Genomic DNA, 16207 nt, shown 5'->3' on the forward strand with positions numbered 1-16207 from the left:
GCCGCGACCAATGCCCGGCGCGCGCGCGAGTCCCCTCTGGCGATGTCGCGACTTCACCGATAGGGTTGGCCTGCTACAGGGGCGGAGCCAGTTATGGCGAGTGCGCGTAAGCCTACCTCCGGCGGACAGAAGACGGCCAAGACGGCCGCCGTCGACGCGCGCTACAGGGCCATCGTGGACACGGCCGTCGACGCGATCGTCGTCATCGACGAACGCGGAAGGATCGAGGCCTTCAACCCCGCCGCCGAGCGTCTGTTCGGCTATAAGGCCGTCGAGATGGTCGGCCGCAACGTCCACATCCTCATGCCCGAACCCTATCACGGCGAGCACGACGGCTATCTGGCGCGGTATCGTGAAACGGGCGAGCGGCGGATCATCGGCATCGGTCGGGAGGTCAGCGGCCTGCGCAGCGATGGGACGACCTTTCCGCTGGAGCTCTCGATCGCCGAGTGGAACGACGGCGACAAGCGCTTCTTCACGGGCGTCATGCGCGACGTCACCGACCGTCGGCGCGCCGAGGAACTGCAGCGCCTGATGATCAACGAGCTGAACCACCGGGTGAAGAACACCCTGGCCACGGTGCAGTCGGTGGCCGGCCAGACCCTGCGCAACGCCGCGGACCTGGGCGACGCCCGGGACGCCCTGACGACCCGGCTGCTGGCGCTGGCGCGCGGCCACGACATCCTCACCCGGGAGAGCTGGGATGGGGCCGAGCTGGCCGATATCGTCGCCTCGGTGGTCGCCGCGCATGGCGAGACGGAACGTTTTTCCGTGGAGGGGCCTCCCGTCCGGCTGGCGCCCAAGGCGACCCTGGCGTTGTCGATGGCCCTGCACGAACTGATGACCAACGCGGCCAAGTACGGCTCGCTCTCCAACGAAAATGGCCAGGTGCGGTTGGTCTGGCGACGAAGCAAGGCGGACGCGGGCGAGCGGCTGCGCATGACGTGGGAAGAAATTCATGGGCCACCTGTTTCGCCTCCGACGCGCCAGGGCTTCGGCACCCGTCTCATCACCGGCGGCTTGGCCCGCGAGCTCGGGGGCGAGGTCCGCCTCGACTATCCGCCGAACGGCGTCATCTGCGAGATCGACGCCGAGCTCGGCCAGACCGGCCAGTCGAACCGTTTCATCCGCGGAGCGGCCTGATCCTCTAAGGGTCCTGATCGTCGAGGATGAGCTGTTCGTGGCCATGCTGGTCGAGGATCTGCTGACCGACCTGGGCCATAGCATCGTGGGTCCGGTGTCCTCGGCGCGCGAGGCGCTCCTGGCGGCCGAGCGCGAGACGTTCGATTTCGCGTTGCTGGACGTGAACCTGGGCGACGGCGAGACCTCGTTCGAGACCGCCGAGATCCTTCGCGCGCGCGGCGTGCCCTTCGCGTTCGTGACCGGCTACGGCGAGCAGGGCGTGCGCGCGGATCTGCGCGACGCGCCGGTGCTCGCCAAGCCTATCGACCCTCGCCATCTGGCCCGGGTGATCGAGCGGTTGAGCGGCGCATAGGGGGCGCGCGTCCCGCATGACAAATCGGCAAGGCCAAGCGCTACCGGTTGCGCCCTTGTCGTCCGGCGGGGATAAACGTGCGCCGACTTCGAAACACGGTTCGCCGCGCCCATGATCACCCTTCGCCGCCTGACCCTGGCGCTCCTGATGGCCGCCGCCTGCGCGGTGTCGGGCTGCGCCTACAACGCCGATCTCGGGCGCGACCAGCTGTTGATCGTCAATGACGACAATCTGGCCGCCGACGGCGAGAAGGCCTGGGCCGACACGCTGCGCACGACCTACATCTCCAAGGAGCCGCGCAAGAACGCGCGCGTCCAGGCCGTGGGTCAGCGGGTGATCGCCGCCGCGGGCCTGGCGGGCCGGCCGTGGGACTACGCGGTGTTCCTGGACGAGGCCCCGAACGCCTTCGTGCTGCCGGGCGGCCATGTCGGCGTGACGGTCGGCCTGCTGTCCATGGCCCAGAACGACGACCAGCTGGCCGCCGTGATCGGCCACGAGGCCGGCCACGTCGTCGCCCATCACGCCGCCGAGCGGGTCTCGCAGGAGCGGACCTCCAAGATCCTGCTGGGCATCGCCGGCGCGGCGGCCGGCGGCACCGACTTCGGCAAGCTGCTCAAGGATCACGGCGGCGACGCGGCCAAGTACGGGGTGCTGCTGCCGTTCTCGCGCAAGCAGGAGCTGGAGGCCGATCGCCTGGGCGTCGATTTCATGCAGCGCGCCGGCTACCGGCCGCGCGAGGCGGTGGTCCTGTGGCGCAACATGCAGGCCCAGGACGCGGCTTCGGGCCAGGCCTCGGGCGGCGAATTGAGCTCGACCCACCCCTCTGACGCCGTACGAATTTTGGAACTGGAACGTTATCTCGCCAGCAAGGGGTGGTAGGTCTTGTGTGGCGGATCCGCCACACCTAAATGCCCCATCGGAGCGTGTTGTGCTTAGTCAAGGCGGCGCGCCCCGATCCGCCTAGGAAGGGGACATCATGAATATCGATCTCTACTCGGACCGCGCCAAACAGGCCGTCCAATCCGCCCAGAGCCTGGCCCTCGCGCGAGGCCACCAGCAGTTCGCGCCCGAACACATCCTCAAGGTCCTGCTCGAGGAGAAGGACGGCCTCGGCCGCGCCCTGATCCAGAGCGCCGGCGGCCGCCCCGACCAGCTGGACGGCGGCGTCGAGACCCTGCTGAACAAGACCCCGCGCGTCGACGGCGCCGGCGGCCAGCTCTATATGAAGCCGGACACGGCCCGCGTCTTCGCCGAGGCCGAAAAGGGCGCCAAGGCGGCGGGCGACGCCTTCGTCACCACCGAGCGCCTGCTGATCGCCATCGCCAAGGAAGGCGCGGACGCGGCCAAGCTCTTCAAGGAGGCCGGCGTTTCGGCCCAGGCCCTGGAGACCGCCGCCAACGCCATCCGCAAGGGCCGCACCGCCGACAGCGCCAATGCCGAGGAAGGCTATGAGGCCCTCAAGCGCTACGCTCGCGACCTGACCGCCGCCGCTCGCGACGGCAAGCTGGACCCCGTGATCGGCCGCGACGAGGAAATCCGCCGCACGATCCAGGTCCTGTCGCGCCGCACCAAGAACAACCCCGTCCTGATCGGCGAGCCCGGCGTCGGCAAGACCGCCATCGTTGAGGGCCTGGCCCTGCGCATCGTCAATGGCGACGTGCCCGAAAGCCTGAAGGACAAGAAGCTGCTGTCGCTGGACATGGGCAGCCTGATCGCCGGCGCGAAGTATCGCGGCGAGTTCGAGGAGCGCCTGAAGGCCGTGCTGGCCGAGACCACGGCGGCCGAAGGCTCGATCATCCTGTTCATCGACGAGATGCACACGCTTGTCGGCGCGGGCAAGGGCGACGGGGCGATGGACGCCTCCAACCTGCTCAAGCCCGCCCTGGCGCGCGGCGAGCTGCACTGCGTCGGCGCGACCACGCTGGACGAGTACCGCAAGCACGTCGAGAAGGACGCGGCCCTGGCCCGTCGCTTCCAGCCGGTGTTCGTTGGCGAGCCCACGGTCGAGGACACCATCTCGATCCTGCGCGGCCTGAAGGAGAAGTACGAGGTCCACCACGGGGTGCGCATCAGCGACAGCGCCATCGTGGCCGCGGCCATGCTCAGCAACCGCTACATCGCCGACCGCTTCCTGCCGGACAAGGCGATCGACCTGATGGACGAGGCGTCCAGCCGCGTGCGCATGGCGATCGACAGCAAGCCGGAAGAGCTGGACGAGATCGACCGCCGCCTGGTGCAGCTGAAGATCGAGCGCGAGGCCCTGTCGAAGGAAACCGACGCCGCGTCCAAGCACCGCCTGGATAACCTGGAGGTCGAGATCGACGACCTGCAGTTCCGGTCGGACGAGATGACCGCCAAGTGGAAGGCCGAGAAGGACAAGGCCGGGGGCGCCGCGCAAGCGCGTGAAGCCCTCGATCGCCTGCGCGCCGACCTGGCCAACGCCCAGCGCGCCGGCGACTTCGCCCGCGCCGGCCAGATCCAGTACGGCGAGATCCCGGCCCTGGAGCGCCGCCTGGCCGAGGCCGAGCAGGGCGACACCCAGGCCCTGACGCCGGAAGTCGTCGACGCCGAGCAGATCGCCGCCGTCGTCAGCCGCTGGACCGGGGTGCCGGTCGAGAAGATGCTGGAAGGCGAGCGCGAGAAGCTGCTGAAGATGGAGGACGAACTGCGTGGACGCGTGGTCGGTCAGGACGAGGCCCTGGCGGCCGTGTCCGACGCCGTCCGCCGCGCGCGGGCCGGCCTGCACGACCCGACCAAGCCGATCGGTTCGTTCCTGTTCCTGGGCCCGACGGGCGTGGGCAAGACCGAGCTGACCAAGAGCCTGGCCGAGTTCCTGTTCGCCGACGAGCACGCCATCACCCGGATGGACATGTCCGAGTACATGGAAAAGCACTCGGTCAGCCGCCTGATCGGCGCGCCTCCCGGCTATGTCGGCTACGACGAGGGCGGCGCCCTGACCGAGGCCGTCCGCCGGCGTCCGTACCAGGTGGTGCTGTTCGACGAGATCGAGAAGGCCCACCCGGACGTCTTCAACGTGCTGCTGCAGGTGCTGGACGATGGTCGCCTGACCGACGGCCAGGGCCGCACGGTCGACTTCCGCAACACGCTGATCATCATGACCAGCAACCTCGGCGCCGAATTCCTGGCCAACCAGGAAGAAGGCGAAGACGTGGAAGCCGTCCGGCCGATGGTGATGAACATGGTGCGCGGCCACTTCCGCCCCGAGTTCCTCAACCGGATCGACGAGATCATCCTGTTCAAGCGCCTGTCGCGCGCGCACATGAGCGATATCGTCACGATCCAGCTGAAGCGGGTCGAGAAGCTGCTGGCCGACCGTCGCATGAGCCTGGCGATCGACGCCGAGGCCCTGAACTGGATCGCCGACAAGGGCTACGACCCGGTCTACGGCGCGCGCCCCCTCAAGCGCGTGATCCAGAAGGAGCTGATCGACCCGATCGCCCGCAAGCTGCTGGCCGGCGAGATCGAGGACGGCGGCGTCATCGCCGTCGGGGTCCAGGATGGCCAGCTGTCGTTCGGCAAGGCGACGCTGCAGTAAAAGAGAAGGGCCGCTCCGGAAGGGGCGGCCCTTTTTCTTGAGGCCACATCGGGGTATTCCCCCGCATGGCCAAAACCACCAAGCTCACCGTCGAGTTCGACATCGAGGTCGACGCGGACCCCTATGTCTGGCGTCTGCACCGCCTCCCGCAATGGAACTACGACCCGTCGGAGCGGCACGGCAAGGTGCTGGCCGTCCGTCACAAGGAAGGCCAGCGCGAGGCGCTGATCGAGTTCCCGCCCGGCCCCAAGCCCAAGTTCAGCGCCCCGCCGCTGAAGCCCTCGCAGATTCCTGAGCGCATCGTGGCCAAGGCGATCGCCTCGGCCATCGAGGCCGGCTGGGAACCGCTGTCGCGCGGCAAGCCGGTGGTGATCTATGTGGACGAGGAGGGGGCCTAGGGGGCGGGCTTCAAAACAAAAAGGCCAGTCCGAAGACTGGCCCTTGATTTGGCCCCGTCACCGAGGCGTGGATCTCGCGACCCGGCGGCCGAAGCCGTGAGAATAACATAGCGACGGACCTTGAATTTTCAAGCCCCTCAGCGAGCTATCGCGCCCGCAGCCCCGCCATCATCACGCTGAGCAGCCGCCGCGCGCCGGCGTCCCAGCCCGGCTGCTCGTAGCCGAGGCTCAGGCCGCTCATCATGCGCAGGATGTCCTCGAAGCCGATGTCCGCGCGGATGTCGCCAGCGGCGAGGGCGGTTTCGGTCAACCGCTGCAGCGCCGGCAGGATGGTCGCCCCCGAGTTGGCGTAGAGCCGCGAGCCCTCGCCCGGATCGGCGCGCAAGGCCGGGGCCACCACGCGCTTGGTGGCCATGTAGTCGATCAGCAGGCTCAGCCAGGCTTCCAGCGCCTCACCCGCCGGGCGCCGCGCCAGCAGGTCGTCGGCGGCCTTGGCCAACTGGTCCAGCTCCCGCGAATAGACCGCCGCCACCAGGGCCTCGCGGGTGGGGAAGTGGCGGTAGAGCGTGCCGATGCCGACGCCGGCCCGTCGCGCGATGTCTTCCAGCGGCGCCTCGGCCCCGACCTCGCCGAAGGCCGTCTTGGCCGCCGTCAGCAGCAGGTCGCGGTTGCGCAGGCTGTCGGCGCGCGGCTTGCGCGGGGCCTTCTCCACGGCGGTTTCGGAATCTTCGGACATCGACCTTGAAAAGCGGAGGCTGCCTCCGAATATGTATCCGGAGCCTTCCTCCATTTAATCCTCCGGATCGGCTCGGACAACAACCCTGCAAGGGATCGAGAGAGTCATGAGCACTTCCTTCGGCGCCAAATCCACCACCGACGACGTCCTGGCCGGCGTCGACCTCAAGGGCAAGCGCGTGCTGGTCACCGGCGTCTCGGCCGGCCTGGGCGTCGAGACTGCCCGCGCCCTGGCCGCCCACGGCGCCGATGTCGTCGGCGCGGCCCGCGACCTCAAGAAGGCCGAGGGCGCGACCGCCGTCGTCCGCGAGGCGGCGGCCAAGAGTGGCGGCTCGCTGCAATTGATCGAACTGGACCTGGCCGATCTCGCCAGCGTCCGCGCCGCCGCCGACGCCCTGGTGGCCGACGGCCGCGCCTTCGACCTGGTCATCGCCAACGCCGGGGTCATGGCCCCGCCGTTCGGCAAGACCGTCGACGGCTTCGAGACCCAGTTCGGCACCAACCACCTGGGCCACTTCGTGTTCGTCAACCGCATCGCCAGCCTGCTGAAGGCCGGGGCGCGTGTGGTGTCCCTGGCCTCGGCGGGGCACCGCTTCTCGGACGTCAATCTCGAAGACCCGAACTTCGAGACCACCGACTACGTGCCGTTCGAGGCCTATGGCCGCTCCAAGACCGCCAACATCCTGTTCGCCGTCGAGTTCGATCGTCGCCACAAGGATCGCGGCGTGCGGGCCGTGGCCGTGCATCCGGGCGGCATCCAGACTGAGCTGGCCCGCCACCTCGACCCGGCCTTCATCCAAGGCTGGATCGAGCAGCTGAACGCCCAGGCCGCGGCCGAGGGCCAGCCGCCCATCGAGTGGAAGACCATTCCGCAGGGCGCGGCCACCAGCGTCTGGGCCGGGGTCGTCGCCCCGGTCGAGACGGTCGGCGGCCTCTATTGCGAAGACTGCCACGTCGCGGAACTGGCCGAGGACGCCTCGCAGATCCGCGCCGGCGTCCGGAGCTACGCCCTCGACCCGGCCCATGCCCAGGCCTTGTGGGCGCTGAGCGAGAAGCTGGTCGGCGAGACGTTCTAGGATCGCGGGATAGCGCCCGGGGCCTCGGCGCCTCGGGCGCGCCCGCGCTATCGTCGCTTCAGTTTCTTCAGCGCCGCCTGCATCGCCAGGGCCTGGGCGGCGGGCGGCTTGCCCGCGTCGCGCGCTTCCTGGCGCGCGACCTCGGCGACCAGCGGCGCGGTGGCCGCGTCCAGCCGGTCGAACGCCTCGTGAATCATGGCCGGCAATTGGCGTGGCTTGGGCTGGGGAACCAGCGCGGCGACCTTGCGGGCCTCGGCGGCCAGCTGGCCGCAGAGTCTGGCCTTGTCGCGAGCCTTGGCGATGACGGCCGGGTCGTCGCTGGCCTCGGCCAGGGCCCAGGCCGCGTCGATGGCGGCCATCAGCTTGGCTTGCAGGTCGGCGCACCAGGCGCTGGGGGCGGGGGACGGGCTCATGGCGAAGAGCATGAGGGCGCCGCGACAGGCGGGGATAAGAAACGGGTGTTTTTGTGTAAGGCGCTGTGAAGACTGGGAAAGTGTGGCGACGGAGCGGGGACAGGAGCGGGCGCAGCGCTCCTTTTCTCCTCCCCCTCTTGGGGGAGGGGGACCGCCGAACGGCGGTGGAGGGGGTCTGCGCCGCGCCAATTGGGTCCGCGCTGTCCCCCTCCGTCACGGCGCGTATTCGCGCCGCGCCACCTCCCCCAGCAGGGGAGGAGAGCCGCAGGTCGCCCCGCCCCTGTGGATAACTTAAGCCCCGAGCCCCGCGCCCACGACCGCCCGCGCCACGTCGGCCAGCACCGCGCTGCGCACGTCGTCATCCGCCGAGCCCTGGTCGTGGAAGGCGGCGACGAACAGCGGCTTGCGCCCCGGCGGCCAGATCACGGCGATGTCGTTGGTCTGGTCCTGGCCGTTGTTGCCGGTCTTGTCGCCGACGGTCCAGCCGCGCGGTAGGCCGGCGCGCAGGCGCTTGTCGCCAGTGCGGTTGGCCACGACCCAGGCGGTCAGTTGCTTGCGCGAGGCGGCCGACAGGGCGTCGGTGGTCAGCAGGGTCTTCCAGGTCTCGGCGATGGCCGCCGGCGTGGTGGTGTCGCGCGGATCGTCGGGGGCGCCGGTGTTGAGCTCGGGCTCGCGGCGGTCGCAGCGGGTGGTCTGGTCGCCCAGCGCCCGCAGGAAGCGGGTCAGGTCGGTCGGGGCGCCCAGGGCGTCCAGCAGCAGGTTGGCGGCGGCGTTGTCGCTGAGGGTGATGGTCGCCGCGCAGAGCTCGCCGATGGTCATGCCCCGGGCCAGGTGCTTCTCGACCGCCGGCGAATTGCCCATCAGCACCTCGCGGCCATAGGTCACCCGGCGGTCCAGGCGCTCGCGGCCCTGGTCGACGCGGCGCAGGATGGCCGCCGCCAGCGGCATCTTGAAGGTGCTGCACATGCGGAAGCGTTCATCGCCGCGCCAGGCGAACCGACGGCCATCCTGGGTGTCCAGCACCGCCACCCCGAGGCGGCCGCCGCTGCGTCGCTCCAATTCGTTAATACGTGAGCTAAGGGCGGAGGGCGGCGGACTGGCGAAGATGGCGGCCCGGGACGGTACGGGCGTGAGGAAGGGCGCGGCCGCCAGGGCCGTCAGGAACATGCGACGATCGAGCATTGGTGGGTCTCCTTGCCCGCCGAACCTGCCCGGGGCTGGCGTTCCCCGCAAACGACGATAGCTTGGTAGAGATCTTAGATAAATTTGGGTCATCCTGAATGAGCCGCGCCCAACTGCCGCTGAACGCCCTGCGCGCCTTCGAGGCCTCGGCCCGGCATCTGTCGTTCACCCGGGCGGCGATCGAGCTGTGCGTGACCCAGGCCGCCGTCAGCCACCAGGTGAAAGGCTTGGAAGCCAGGCTGGGCGCGGCGCTGTTCCGTCGTCTGCCGCGTGGCCTGGCCCTGACCGACGAGGGCCTGGCCCTGCTGCCCAGCGTGCGGGACTCGTTCGACAAGCTGGGCGACGTGCTGGCGCGCTTCGAGGGCGGCCGGGTGCTGGAGGTCTTGAGCGTCGGGGTGGTCGGCACCTTCGCGGTCGGCTGGCTGCTGCCGCGCCTGCCGAGCTTCCGCGAGGCGCATCCGTTCGTCGACCTGCGGCTGTTCACCAACAACAACCGCACCGACCTGGCGGGCGAAGGGCTGGACTGCGCGGTGCGGTTCGGCGACGGGGCCTGGCACGGCACGGAGGCCGCGCCGCTGTTCGAGGCCCCGATGAGCCCGCTGTGCGCCCCGGCGGTGGCCGAGCGACTTTCCGATCCGACCGACCTGTTCGGCGAGACCCTGCTCCGCAGCTACCGCGCCGCCGACTGGCCGGACTGGTTCGCCACCGCTGGCTTGTCGCCGCCGCCGATCCGTGGTCCGGTGTTCGACAGCTCCTGGGTGATGGTCGAGGCGGCGCTGCAGGGCGCCGGCGTGGCCCTGGCCCCGCCGATGATGTTCGAGCGTCATCTGCAGGAAGGACGCCTGATCCGGCCCTTCGAGACTCAGGTCAGCGCCGGCCGCTACTGGCTGACCTGGCTGAAGTCCAGGGGGCAGACTCCGGCTCTGCGGGCCTTCCAGGCGTGGCTTTCGAGCTTCCGCGAAAACTAAAAATCTTCGGAACCAATCTTCGTCCGCGGCGCTTGCGCGCGGTATAGAAGTCAATGAAACTATCTTGATTATCAATGGTCTAGCTTGACCTTGAAGCGCCGGAATCGCGCCCATCTTTGGTCAAGTTCTGCTGTCCGATTTGTCACCGCGAGCGTTGCAGGACGTCTCGCGCCCCCATTTTACGGACGAGACCCAAACAATGATAGCTAGCACGAAGACCATGATGGTCGCCGCCGCCCTGGTGATGGGCGGCCTGTCGGTCAGCGGCTGTGCGACCAAGAAATTCGTCAACCAGCAGGTCGGCCAGGTCGAGACGCGGGTCAGCGCTCACGACACCCAGATCGGCGAACTCGACAAGACCTCCAAGGACGCCCTGGATCGCGCCATCGCCGCCGGCAAGCTGGCCGAGGGCAAGTTCCAGTACGCCCTGGTGCTCAGCGACGACTCCGTGAAGTTCCCGGTCAACGCCGCGAACCTCTCGCCGGAAGCCGAGCAGCGCCTGTCGGAGTTCACCGAGAAGCTGAAGACCGACAACAAGAACGTGTACCTGGAAATCCAGGGCCACACCGACAATTCGGGCTCGAAGGAATACAACGACGAGCTCGGCGAAAAGCGCGCGGAAACCGTGCGCAAGTTCCTCAGCCAGCACGGCGTCGCCCTGAACCGCATGGCGACGATCTCGTACGGCCAGGACGCCCCGGTCGCCCCCAACGAAACGCGTGAGGGCCGGGCCCAGAACCGCCGCGTCGTGGTGATGGTGCTCAGCTAGTTTCCCGAGTTCCGGATGGGCTTTTCAGGTCGGCATCAAACCTGAAAAGCCCGTCAGGGCGGACTCGCCGGCGCGGGAGTGAGCGCCGCGCCGGCGAGCTTTCGGCCATGAAACTGTCATCCCGGCCAAGCGCTTAGCGCGCCGAGCCGGGACCGCGGGAAGCTCCGAGCCTCCGTCGGTCCCGGCTCTCCGCTTCGCTGCGGCCGGGATGACAATTCAGTCTAGGCCGTCTGGAGGCGAGCCGCCGGTTCGCGACGCGACAGGTTCGGATAGAGCTTGGCCTTGGCGGCCAGGGCGCCCTCCCAGTCGGCGGCGTCCGGCAGCGACGGGATCGTCACCAGCTCGCCCTGGTCGAAGCCGGCCAGCGCCGCGTCGACCATGTCGTCGACGTCCATGATCGTGTTCGGATCCATCGCGTCGATGTCCGAGCCCGAGCGCTCCCAGATCTCGGTGCGCGTGGCGCCGGGCAGCACCGCCTGCAGGCGCACGGCCGAATGGGCGAACTGCACGCGCAGGCCCTGGGTCAGATAGGTCACGAAGGCCTTGGTCGCGCCATAGACCGGCATGCCCAGTTCCGGGATCAGCCCGACCACCGAGGCCAGGTTGACGATCGTCCCCTTGTCGCGCGGCACGAAGTTGCGCGCCGCCGCCGCCGCCAGGCGGGTCACGGCCGTGACGTTCAGCTGGATCATCTTCTCGAACGCGTCGGGATCGGAAGCGACGAAATCGTTGGAGCCGGCGACGCCCGCGTTGTTGATCAGCGCCGTGATGGCCGCGTCGGTCGCCAGGCGCTGCTCGATCTTCAGCAGGTCGGCCTTGTTCGTCAGGTCGGCCTTGATGACCTCGACCTTGACGCCGGTCTGGCCGCGCAGACGCTCGGCCAGGGCGTTCAGGCGGGCCTCGTCGCGGGCGACCAGGATCAGGTCGTAGCCGCGCTTGGCCAGGCGGTCGGCATAGACCGCGCCGATGCCGGTGGACGCGCCGGTGATCAGGGCCGCGCCCTTGGTGTTGGTGTCGCTCATCGTGATAGTCCTCAGTGTCTCGCCAAGGCCCTGGTGGTCCGGCTTCCAGCTCTAGCTATGGGGTAACTTGCTTTTCGCAAGTGAGTGGCCAAATCTTTCGTCATGAGCAAATCTGAACGCCCTCCCACCCAATGTCCGGTCGGCCGCACGCTGGAGCGCGTGGGCGATGGCTGGACCCTGCTGATCCTGCGCGACGCGGCCCAGGGCCTGACCCGCTTCGACCAGTTCGAGAAGAGCCTGGGTGTCGCCCCCAACATTCTGACGAAGCGGCTGGCGGGGCTTGTCGAAAACGGACTTCTCGAGAAGCGCGCCTACAATGAGCGGCCGCCGCGCTATGAATATCTGCTGACGGACCTGGGCCGCGACTTCGCGCCGGTGCTGACGGCGATGCTGGCCTTCGGCAACCGCCACTTCGCCGTCGAGGGCGTGGCTGGCCAGCTGATCGACCGCGAGACGGGCCTGGCCGCCGAGCCGATCATGGTCGACAGGATCAGCGGCAAGCCGATCACCAACGAGCACTTCACCTACGCCCCCGGACCGGCGGCCGGACCCGAGGTGCTGAACCGGGTGGCCTTCATGGCGGAGCGACGCGCCAAGGGGTGAAAAGGGCTTGCGCCGGACGAACTTGGCCGGAAACGTGCGCGCCTCGAAGTCGCGCTGTCCCCGGAGCTCCGATGCGCCTGTCTCTTGCTCTCGCCGCCGCCCTGATGGCCGCCGGGGTCGCCCAAGCCGAAACGCCGGCGCCCTCCACGGACCAGCCGCTGCTGCGAACCATCGCCAGCGACGTCGATCCCAAGGCGCTGGAGAGCACGATCCGGTCGCTGGTCGGCTTCGGCACCCGCCACACCTTGTCGGACACCAAGTCGGACAAGCGCGGCATCGGCGCGGCCCGCCGCTGGACCAAGGCCCGCTTCGAGGCGATCTCCAAGGACTGCGGCGGCTGCCTGACGATCGAGACGCCCTCGCAGACCTTCACCGGCAAGCGCGCGCCGAATGGCGTCGTGGTGGAGGACGTCCTGGCCATCCAGAAGGGGACCAGCGATCCGAACCGGGTGATCATCATCGCCGGCCACATCGACAGCCGCGTCACCGACGTGATGGACTTCACCAGCGACGCGCCGGGGGCCAATGACGACGGCTCGGGCACGGCGGCGGTGATCGAGGCGGCGCGCGTGCTCAGCAAGCACAGGTTCCCGGCCACCCTGGTGTTCGCGGTGCTGTCGGGCGAGGAGCAGGGCCTCTACGGCGGCAAGGTGCTGGCCGACTACGCGCGCGCTCAGGGCTGGAAGGTCGAGGCCGACCTCAACAACGACATCGTCGGCAACAGTCGCGGCCAGAGCGGGGTGATCGACAACACCCACGTCCGCGTCTTCTCCGAAGGCACCAAGGCCGTCGAGACGCCGGAGCAGGCCAACGGCCGCCGCTACAACGGCGGCGAGGTCGACAGCCCGTCGCGCAACCTCGCCCGGTTCCTGGACGGCCTGGCCGACCGTTATCTCACGAACTTCGACGTGATGATGGTCTATCGCACCGACCGCTACGGCCGGGGCGGCGACCAGGTTCCGCTGCTGGAGGCCGGCTATCCGGCCGTGCGCGTCACCGAGGCGGTCGAGAATTATGACCGTCAGCACCAGAACCTGCGCGCCGAGAACGGCAAGCCCTATGGCGACGTGATCGAGGGCGTGGACTTCAATTATCTGGTCCAGGTCACGCGGCTGAACACCATCGCCATGGCCAGCCTGGCCTCGGCCCCGACGCCGCCGGCGGACGTCAAGATCGCCGGCGCGGTCAGCCCGGACACCAAGGTCTCGTGGGCGCCGACGCCGGGCGCGGCCGGCCATCGGGTGTGGTGGCGCGGCACGACCGATCCGACCTGGCGCTTCAGCCGCTGGGTTCCGGACGCGGCGACGACCACAACGTTGAAGGACGTGGTGATCGACGACTTCTTCTTCGGGGTCTCGTCGGTCAGCGCCGACGGCTGGGAGAGCCCGGTCGTGTTCCCAGGGCCGGCGGGCAGCTTCGAGAGCGCGCCGCCCGCGCCCAAGACGCCTTAGGCGATCAGGTCCGGATCGTTCCGCTTCAGCCAGGCGGCGGCGTAGGAGCACAGCGGGGTGATCCGCATGCCTTCCGCGCGCGCCGTCTCGGCGACCTTGGTCATCAGCCGTCCGGCCGCGCCCGTGCCGCGCAGGGCCATGTCGGCCTCGACGTGCGGGATCACCAGCCGGTGTCCGGCGCGCTGATAGTCGGCCACGGCCATGAGGCCGTCGACCTCCAGCTCGTAGCGGCTGAGTTCGGGGTTGTGGCGGAAGGTGTCGGTCATGGAGTTTCCAACGCGAGTGAGGCCGAGGCGTTGCGATCCTCCCCCTGGCGGGGGAGGGTTTAAGCCTCAGACCAGCTCGATCGCCATCGCCGTGGCTTCGCCGCCGCCGATGCACAAGGACGCCAGGCCCTTGGTCTTGCCGCGCGCCTGCAGCGCCGAGATCAGGGTGCACAGGATCCGCGCGCCCGAGGCGCCGATCGGGTGGCCCAGGGCGCAGGCGCCGCCGTTGACGTTCAGCTTGTCCGGATCGAAGCCCAGTTCCTGCTGGGCGACCATCGGCACCACGGCGAAGGCTTCGTTGATCTCGAACAGGTCGACATCCTCGACCGACCAGCCGGCCTTCTTCAGCGCCTTTCGCATGGCCGGGACCGGGGCGGTGGCGAACAGGGACGGCTCGTGGGCGTGGGCGGCGTGGCTGACCACCCGGGCCAGGATCGGCAGGCCCAGGGCCTTGGCGACGCTCTCGCGGGTCATGACCAGGGCGGCCGCGCCGTCGCTGATCGAGGAACTGTTGGCCGCCGTGACGCCCCCGTCGCGGCTGAAGGCCGGGCGCAGGGTCGGGATCTTGGCCGGATCGGCCTTGACCGGCTGCTCGTCGGTGTCGACCACCTCGGTTCCCTTGCGGCTGACGACGGTGACCGGGGTGATCTCGGCCTTGAAGGCGCCGGTCTCGACGGCGGCCTTGGCCTTCATCAGGCCCTTGGTCGCGTAGTCGTCCATGGCCTCGCGGGTGAACTGGTACTGGGCGGCGGTGTCCTCGGCGAAGGCGCCCATCAGCTTGCCGGGGGTGTAGGCGTCCTCCAGCCCGTCCAGGTACATGCTGTCCCACAGCTGGTCGTGGCCGATGCGGGCCCCGCCGCGGTGCTTGGACATCAGGTAGGGCGCGCCGGTCATGCTCTCCATGCCGCCGGCCACCACGACATCGACCGAACCGGCCTTGAGGGCGTCGTGGGCCAGGATCGCGGCCTGCATGCCGCTGCCGCACATCTTGTTGACGGTGGTGGCTTCGACCGAAAGCGGCAGGCCCGCGCCCAGCGCCGCCTGGCGGGCCGGCGCCTGGCCAAGGCCCGCCGGCAGCACGCAGCCCATGAAGATCTGCTCGACCTTGTCGCCCGCCACGCCAGCCCGCGCGATGGCGGCCTTGACCGCCGTCGCGCCCAGCTCGGTGGCCTTCACCCCGCCCAGAGCGCCCTGGAAGCCGCCCATCGGCGTGCGGGCGTAGGAGACGATGACGACGGGATCGGACGCGGACATGGTTTAGCTCCCTGAAGACGTATTCGAGGCGAGATAGGCCTTCATCCGCCCGCACAGGGCAAGAGGCTTGCGATGCCGTGATGAGAAGGGGCGAGGCGTCATCAGAGAGAAACTCGAGTGACGCCTCGCCAGGTGGCAACCGAGAGAGTCAATTGCGATAAAAAACCTACTTCGGTTCATCTTCAAACGCAACGCTCTCTTGCTTTCCCTCGCGGAACGTCTCAACCTCACGAAATGGGCCGCACTGCTGACTATACGAACGAACGTTGCTCGGTCGCCGCCACGCTGGAAGTCGTGGGCGATCCGTGGACCCTGCTGATCCTGCGCGACGCCTTCGCCGGGGTGAAACGCTTCGAGCAGTGGCAGGAACGGCTGGGTGTCGCCCGCAACGTCCTGGCCGCTCGCCTGAAGACCCTGGTCGCCCACGGCGTGATGGAAACCCGCCGCTATTCCGAGCGTCCGCCGCGCCACGAATACTGGCTGACCGAGAAGGGCCTGGCCCTGTCGCCGGTGCTGCTGACCATGTCCGAGTGGGGCGACCGCTACGTCTATGGCCGCGACAAGTCGCCGGTGCTGTTCACCCACAAGGGCTGCGGTTGCGCCTTCCACCCGGTCCTGGCCTGCGAGCAATGCGGCGAGGTCGTTCAACGCGGCGACCTGGAGCGCGGCGCGCCGCTCCAACGGGGGCTGACCGTGGGCGAGGCGCTGGAAGCCACCAAGATCGCGGCGGAATGAGCCGCTACAGGTTCCACGTTCACCTTACCAAGCCGGAATACCGCCTGGTCACCGCCGACGGCGCGCCGTTTCCGGCGGCAGGACGCGAGCAAGACTGGCGTTTCACCCGCGCCCGCGAGCGCGCGGACACCAATCCCGATGTGGCGCGGCTGGTCGACGAAACCGGCTACTGCCTGTTCCGGATCGGCCTGACGTTCGACGCGATCGACTGAGCTCGGCCGTCCCCGCGCGCGCCGCACCGGCTTTTCATCCGCCTGCGGTCATTCACCATTTTTGGAAATGAT

At 68.9% G+C, this 16207-nt stretch carries 18 protein-coding genes; 12 read left to right on the top strand and 6 right to left on the bottom strand.

Going from position 1 to position 16207, the window contains the following annotated elements:
- Positions 1 to 93: 93 nt before the first annotated feature.
- The 5 genes from AC1RJ9_RS00605 (at position 94) to AC1RJ9_RS00625 (ending at position 5449) form a co-directional block, all read left to right on the top strand.
- The gene (locus tag AC1RJ9_RS00605) at positions 94 to 1143 is read left to right on the top strand and encodes a sensor histidine kinase (protein WP_492835685.1); all 1050 of its coding nucleotides are present in this window, start codon (positions 94 to 96) and stop codon (positions 1141 to 1143) included.
- Positions 1144 to 1156: 13 nt separating this feature from the next.
- Complete coding sequence (locus AC1RJ9_RS00610; protein ID WP_492836095.1) at positions 1157 to 1495, top strand: response regulator; 339 nt, start codon at positions 1157 to 1159, stop codon at positions 1493 to 1495.
- Between the two features lie 114 nt (positions 1496 to 1609).
- Complete coding sequence (locus AC1RJ9_RS00615) at positions 1610 to 2374, top strand: M48 family metallopeptidase (protein WP_492836093.1); 765 nt, start codon at positions 1610 to 1612, stop codon at positions 2372 to 2374.
- Positions 2375 to 2471: 97 nt separating this feature from the next.
- Positions 2472 to 5051: an ATP-dependent chaperone ClpB gene (gene clpB / locus AC1RJ9_RS00620; RefSeq protein WP_492835683.1), complete on the top strand. Its 2580-nt coding sequence runs from the start codon at positions 2472 to 2474 to the stop codon at positions 5049 to 5051.
- A gap of 65 nt (positions 5052 to 5116) precedes the next feature.
- A complete protein-coding gene (locus AC1RJ9_RS00625; protein WP_492835682.1) occupies positions 5117 to 5449 on the top strand; it encodes a hypothetical protein in 333 nt (110 codons plus the stop codon).
- Between the two features lie 145 nt (positions 5450 to 5594).
- On the opposite strand, the gene AC1RJ9_RS00630 is transcribed toward AC1RJ9_RS00625, so the two are convergent.
- Positions 5595 to 6185 carry a TetR/AcrR family transcriptional regulator gene (locus AC1RJ9_RS00630; protein ID WP_492835680.1) on the bottom strand — a complete coding sequence of 197 codons (591 nt, stop codon included), beginning with the start codon at positions 6183 to 6185 and terminating at the stop codon, positions 5595 to 5597.
- A gap of 106 nt (positions 6186 to 6291) precedes the next feature.
- Between AC1RJ9_RS00630 and AC1RJ9_RS00635 the strand changes: the two genes are divergently transcribed.
- Positions 6292 to 7260, top strand: coding sequence for an SDR family NAD(P)-dependent oxidoreductase (locus tag AC1RJ9_RS00635; protein WP_492835678.1), 969 nt, complete (start codon positions 6292 to 6294; stop codon positions 7258 to 7260).
- Between the two features lie 47 nt (positions 7261 to 7307).
- Here the strand turns inward: AC1RJ9_RS00635 and AC1RJ9_RS00640 are convergent, their stop codons facing one another.
- Both AC1RJ9_RS00640 and bla read right to left on the bottom strand, forming a co-directional pair.
- Entirely contained in the window at positions 7308 to 7673 is a 366-nt protein-coding gene (locus AC1RJ9_RS00640) for a hypothetical protein (protein WP_492835676.1), read from the bottom strand.
- Between the two features lie 291 nt (positions 7674 to 7964).
- The gene (gene bla / locus AC1RJ9_RS00645) at positions 7965 to 8855 is read right to left on the bottom strand and encodes a class A beta-lactamase (protein WP_492835674.1); all 891 of its coding nucleotides are present in this window, start codon (positions 8853 to 8855) and stop codon (positions 7965 to 7967) included.
- Positions 8856 to 8953: 98 nt separating this feature from the next.
- On the opposite strand from bla, the gene AC1RJ9_RS00650 reads away from it, so the two are divergent.
- Both AC1RJ9_RS00650 and AC1RJ9_RS00655 read left to right on the top strand, forming a co-directional pair.
- Positions 8954 to 9823, top strand: coding sequence for a LysR family transcriptional regulator (locus AC1RJ9_RS00650; RefSeq protein WP_492835672.1), 870 nt, complete (start codon positions 8954 to 8956; stop codon positions 9821 to 9823).
- A gap of 199 nt (positions 9824 to 10022) precedes the next feature.
- Positions 10023 to 10592 (top strand): OmpA family protein, encoded by a 570-nt coding sequence (locus AC1RJ9_RS00655; protein ID WP_492835670.1) that lies wholly within the window; start codon positions 10023 to 10025, stop codon positions 10590 to 10592.
- Between the two features lie 221 nt (positions 10593 to 10813).
- On the opposite strand, the gene AC1RJ9_RS00660 is transcribed toward AC1RJ9_RS00655, so the two are convergent.
- Positions 10814 to 11614, bottom strand: coding sequence for an SDR family NAD(P)-dependent oxidoreductase (locus AC1RJ9_RS00660; RefSeq protein ID WP_492835668.1), 801 nt, complete (start codon positions 11612 to 11614; stop codon positions 10814 to 10816).
- 102 nt (positions 11615 to 11716) lie between these two features.
- Between AC1RJ9_RS00660 and AC1RJ9_RS00665 the strand changes: the two genes are divergently transcribed.
- Together AC1RJ9_RS00665 and AC1RJ9_RS00670 are read left to right on the top strand one after the other, a co-directional pair.
- On the top strand, positions 11717 to 12217 hold the full coding sequence (locus AC1RJ9_RS00665) for a winged helix-turn-helix transcriptional regulator (RefSeq protein ID WP_492835666.1): 501 nt from the start codon (positions 11717 to 11719) through the stop codon (positions 12215 to 12217).
- Positions 12218 to 12288: 71 nt separating this feature from the next.
- Complete coding sequence (locus AC1RJ9_RS00670; RefSeq protein ID WP_492835664.1) at positions 12289 to 13668, top strand: M20/M25/M40 family metallo-hydrolase; 1380 nt, start codon at positions 12289 to 12291, stop codon at positions 13666 to 13668.
- On the opposite strand, the gene AC1RJ9_RS00675 is transcribed toward AC1RJ9_RS00670, so the two are convergent.
- Both AC1RJ9_RS00675 and AC1RJ9_RS00680 read right to left on the bottom strand, forming a co-directional pair.
- On the bottom strand, positions 13665 to 13934 hold the full coding sequence (locus tag AC1RJ9_RS00675; protein ID WP_492835662.1) for a GNAT family N-acetyltransferase: 270 nt from the start codon (positions 13932 to 13934) through the stop codon (positions 13665 to 13667). The genes AC1RJ9_RS00670 and AC1RJ9_RS00675 overlap by 4 nt on opposite strands.
- Positions 13935 to 14000: 66 nt before the next feature.
- Entirely contained in the window at positions 14001 to 15188 is a 1188-nt protein-coding gene (locus tag AC1RJ9_RS00680) for an acetyl-CoA C-acyltransferase (protein WP_492835660.1), read from the bottom strand.
- 234 nt (positions 15189 to 15422) lie between these two features.
- Between AC1RJ9_RS00680 and AC1RJ9_RS00685 the strand changes: the two genes are divergently transcribed.
- Both AC1RJ9_RS00685 and AC1RJ9_RS00690 read left to right on the top strand, forming a co-directional pair.
- A complete protein-coding gene (locus AC1RJ9_RS00685; protein WP_492835658.1) occupies positions 15423 to 15923 on the top strand; it encodes a winged helix-turn-helix transcriptional regulator in 501 nt (166 codons plus the stop codon).
- Entirely contained in the window at positions 15920 to 16135 is a 216-nt protein-coding gene (locus tag AC1RJ9_RS00690; RefSeq protein ID WP_492835656.1) for a hypothetical protein, read from the top strand. Before AC1RJ9_RS00685 ends, AC1RJ9_RS00690 begins: the two co-directional genes overlap by 4 nt.
- Positions 16136 to 16207: the final 72 nt, after the last annotated feature.

The organism is Caulobacter sp. GW822-FHT07D08 (genome assembly GCF_058798735.1).

Excerpts from the sequence above, each read along its gene's own strand:
- AC1RJ9_RS00605 (WP_492835685.1), top strand. The coding sequence starts at position 94 with ATGGCGAGTGCGCGTAAGCCTACCTCCGGCGGACAGAAGACGGCCAAG.
- clpB (WP_492835683.1), top strand. The coding sequence starts at position 2,472 with ATGAATATCGATCTCTACTCGGACCGCGCCAAACAGGCCGTCCAATCC.
- AC1RJ9_RS00625 (WP_492835682.1), top strand. The coding sequence starts at position 5,117 with ATGGCCAAAACCACCAAGCTCACCGTCGAGTTCGACATCGAGGTCGAC.
- AC1RJ9_RS00630 (WP_492835680.1), bottom strand. The coding sequence starts at position 6,185 with ATGTCCGAAGATTCCGAAACCGCCGTGGAGAAGGCCCCGCGCAAGCCG.
- AC1RJ9_RS00635 (WP_492835678.1), top strand. The coding sequence starts at position 6,292 with ATGAGCACTTCCTTCGGCGCCAAATCCACCACCGACGACGTCCTGGCC.
- AC1RJ9_RS00640 (WP_492835676.1), bottom strand. The coding sequence starts at position 7,673 with ATGAGCCCGTCCCCCGCCCCCAGCGCCTGGTGCGCCGACCTGCAAGCC.
- bla (WP_492835674.1), bottom strand. The coding sequence starts at position 8,855 with ATGCTCGATCGTCGCATGTTCCTGACGGCCCTGGCGGCCGCGCCCTTC.
- AC1RJ9_RS00650 (WP_492835672.1), top strand. The coding sequence starts at position 8,954 with ATGAGCCGCGCCCAACTGCCGCTGAACGCCCTGCGCGCCTTCGAGGCC.
- AC1RJ9_RS00655 (WP_492835670.1), top strand. The coding sequence starts at position 10,023 with ATGATAGCTAGCACGAAGACCATGATGGTCGCCGCCGCCCTGGTGATG.
- AC1RJ9_RS00660 (WP_492835668.1), bottom strand. The coding sequence starts at position 11,614 with ATGAGCGACACCAACACCAAGGGCGCGGCCCTGATCACCGGCGCGTCC.
- AC1RJ9_RS00665 (WP_492835666.1), top strand. The coding sequence starts at position 11,717 with ATGAGCAAATCTGAACGCCCTCCCACCCAATGTCCGGTCGGCCGCACG.
- AC1RJ9_RS00670 (WP_492835664.1), top strand. The coding sequence starts at position 12,289 with ATGCGCCTGTCTCTTGCTCTCGCCGCCGCCCTGATGGCCGCCGGGGTC.
- AC1RJ9_RS00675 (WP_492835662.1), bottom strand. The coding sequence starts at position 13,934 with ATGACCGACACCTTCCGCCACAACCCCGAACTCAGCCGCTACGAGCTG.
- AC1RJ9_RS00680 (WP_492835660.1), bottom strand. The coding sequence starts at position 15,188 with ATGTCCGCGTCCGATCCCGTCGTCATCGTCTCCTACGCCCGCACGCCG.
- AC1RJ9_RS00685 (WP_492835658.1), top strand. The coding sequence starts at position 15,423 with ATGGGCCGCACTGCTGACTATACGAACGAACGTTGCTCGGTCGCCGCC.
- AC1RJ9_RS00690 (WP_492835656.1), top strand. The coding sequence starts at position 15,920 with ATGAGCCGCTACAGGTTCCACGTTCACCTTACCAAGCCGGAATACCGC.